Below are 2,644 nucleotides of genomic sequence, written 5' to 3'. Positions count from 1 at the left end.
ACCGGTGGCGCGCATTCGAACTGGCCAGTGTGCTGATGAACGTCGACGCCGACCTGTGCCAGCCGCCGCCGATGGACGGCGGCGCCTGAGGCCGCGGGCCTTCCCTCTGACCGCAAGTGCAGTAGCGGGCTATGCTGCTCGCATGAAAATCTGCATCGTCTCCGACAGTCACGACCGTGCCGAAGCCCTGGACAGCGCGGTCCGCGCGGCAGCCGCGCAGGGCGCCGAGGCAGTGATCCACTGCGGCGATCTCATCGGCGGCCACACGTTGCGACCGGCCATGCGCGCCGGCCTGCCGATGCACGTGATCCACGGCAACAACCTGGGCGACTCGGGCACCCTGCACCGGCTGGCGCAAGACAGCGGTGGCTTGCTTCACTACCACGGCGCAGACGCGCGCATCGAACTGGCCGGGCGCCGGATTTTCGTCGTGCACTACCCCGAATACGGCCATGCGATGGCCTGCACCGGCGAATGGGACCTGGTCTGCTGCGGCCATTCGCACGAGGCCGATATCAGGCAGGTCGACCATGTGCGTGACGGAAAATCCTGGCTCGTGAACCCGGGCACAGTGGCCGGCATCGGCGCGCGAGCAACCTGGGTCAGCGGCGATCTAGCATCGATGCAATTCGAGATCCACACCTGTTAGCGGCCGCCGTGCCAGCCGGCGCCCCCATGCGCGGCCCTCGCAGAGGAAGGGCGGCGATGGTCTGCCCCGATTTCCGCGCCTTGGGCTTTGTGCTGCAATGGTCGTTGATCGACAACCTTCTAGTCAGGCGGATTGATGACGGATCGTCGCCTCCAGGTATTCCACGCGGTGGCCCAGCATCTGTCGTTCACCAAGGCGGCAGAAGCGCTGTTCATGACCCAGCCGGCGGTCACGTTCCAGATCCGGCAACTTGAGGAGCAATTCAACGCGCGGCTGTTTGACCGTGCACACGGTCGCGTTGCGCTCACCGCCGCCGGCGACGTGGCGCTGGAGTTTGCCGGACGCATCCTGGCGCTGTCCACCGAGCTGGACAACCGGCTGCAGGAGGTGTGCGGACAGCTGGGTGGCCCGTTGCACATCGGTGCCAGCATGACCATCGCAGACTACATGCTGCCTCGCGTGCTGGGGGCCTTCAAGGCAAGCTTCCCGGCGGCGGTGCCGATGCTGCTTGTCGCCAATTCGGACACCGTGCAAAGCCGCGTCGCCGAACGCAGCCTCGATGTCGGCTTCATCGAGGGCGGCTCGCACATGCCGACGCTGGTAGCCGACGTGCTCTGCGACGACGAACTGCAGGTGACCTGTGCGCCCTCGCATCCGCTGGCACAGCTGAAGTCGGCGAGCGCGCAGTCGCTGCTGGAGCACGCCTACATCAGCCGCGAGCCCGGCTCAGGCACGCGCGAGGTGGTCGATCGCTATCTGCGGGACTCGGGTGTGGCTCCCGACTTGCTGCAACGCGTGATGGAGCTCGGCAGCCCCGAGGCCTTGAAGCGGCTGGTCGCCACGGGGCGGGGCTTCGCCATCATGTCGCGCACAACGGTGAACAACGAAATCCGGCTGGGGCAGCTGACGCAGGTTCCGTTGGCTCCGCGCCTGATTCGCCAGTTGTCGGTGGTCTACCCGAAGGAGCGCATCCACTCCAGCTTGGTGAGCAACTTCGTGCAGTTCGCCAAGCAGCATCTGGGCACGTTGGAGCCTGCCGCACCGGCTCGCCCGCCCGTGCGGGCGCTCAGTCGATGATGTGTTAGACCGGCGCCTTCTCTATCGCCCACTGGCCGCTGTTGCGGTCGTCGCGGGACAGGGTCGCTGGCCCAAGCGCCGGAGCAGGTGCCGTGCGAGCCTGTGACATCGGGCGCGGACGTTGGTCAGATCGGCGTTGATGTGCTTGGGGTCGATGTTCTGCGACGCCCAGACCGCTCGCATCGCAGACCGTAAATCAAGCAACCGGCGCTGACCCAATCCCCTTTATGGGTTCGCACCCAAGCCGCCCGGGTCAACTATGCGACGGTATTACGCCTACGGCTGTTTCGGCGTCTTGTATTCGATCTCCTTCTGGAACGGTTTCCAGACAGTTTCGTAACCAACAAATCCCTTTTCGGTTGGCGCCATCTGACGCGTTGTAAAAAAACGCGTCAGGCCGTCAGGAACATGGGCGGCGGGTTTTTGATCGCTCATAAGTCGCCTTTTTTGCCGTGAAGCCAGTTTTGTAAGTGCAAGTAACTACAGCTGAAATGAGTCCGATGCCATTCAACACCGCTGCCTAAACAGGTCTCATGAGTGACGGGTCGATATCCGCGTCTGCGATGATCGCCCCTCCCGTTCTTGTCTCTTCATCAGTTGCGTCGCGCACGGTGAGTATCTCGAGCGTAAAGACGACCTCTCTGCCGCAAAGCGGATTGTTGCCATCGACAGTCAGCTTCTCGTCGTCCATCTGCGTTACGAGAAAGCTGCGGGTCTGACCGCTGTCACTTTCCATGAGGATGGAGCCGCCGACTTGCCGATACTCCTGTGGGACGTTCTCGAGGAGATCAGTAAAAACCAGCGACTCGTCTCTGGGGCCGAAGATCTGATTGCCATCGATTGGCACTTCGATCACGTCGCCAACGGACTTGCCCTCCAGTCCCTTGTGGACGGAAGGGGCCAAAATTTCATTGTGGC

The 2,644-nt window shown here is 63.2% G+C and carries 4 protein-coding genes; 2 read left to right on the top strand and 2 right to left on the bottom strand.

Annotation, left to right across the window (positions count from 1 at the left end):
- Positions 1-142: 142 nt before the first annotated feature.
- Entirely contained in the window at positions 143-649 is a 507-nt protein-coding gene (locus tag H0W38_RS20620) for a metallophosphoesterase family protein (protein WP_292457709.1), read from the top strand.
- A gap of 135 nt (positions 650-784) precedes the next feature.
- Positions 785-1,726 carry a LysR family transcriptional regulator gene (locus H0W38_RS20615; protein ID WP_292457707.1) on the top strand — a complete coding sequence of 314 codons (942 nt, stop codon included), beginning with the start codon at positions 785-787 and terminating at the stop codon, positions 1,724-1,726.
- Positions 1,727-2,002: 276 nt separating this feature from the next.
- Here the strand turns inward: H0W38_RS20615 and H0W38_RS20610 are convergent, their stop codons facing one another.
- Positions 2,003-2,161: a hypothetical protein gene (locus H0W38_RS20610; protein WP_292457706.1), complete on the bottom strand. Its 159-nt coding sequence runs from the start codon at positions 2,159-2,161 to the stop codon at positions 2,003-2,005.
- A gap of 85 nt (positions 2,162-2,246) precedes the next feature.
- Positions 2,247-2,644: hypothetical protein (locus tag H0W38_RS20605; protein WP_292457703.1), on the bottom strand; the 398-nt coding region annotated here is incomplete at its 5' end.

This window comes from Methylibium sp. (assembly GCF_013817365.1).
In the GTDB taxonomy this organism is placed as follows: domain Bacteria; phylum Pseudomonadota; class Gammaproteobacteria; order Burkholderiales; family Burkholderiaceae_C; genus Methylibium.
Note: the sequence above shows the minus strand (reverse complement) of the source record. Positions and strands in the feature narration are given on the sequence as shown.

Coding starts and splice junctions, on each gene's coding strand:
- H0W38_RS20610 (WP_292457706.1), bottom strand. CDS start 2,161: ATGAGCGATCAAAAACCCGCCGCCCATGTTCCTGACGGCCTGACGCGT.
- H0W38_RS20615 (WP_292457707.1), top strand. CDS start 785: ATGACGGATCGTCGCCTCCAGGTATTCCACGCGGTGGCCCAGCATCTG.
- H0W38_RS20620 (WP_292457709.1), top strand. CDS start 143: ATGAAAATCTGCATCGTCTCCGACAGTCACGACCGTGCCGAAGCCCTG.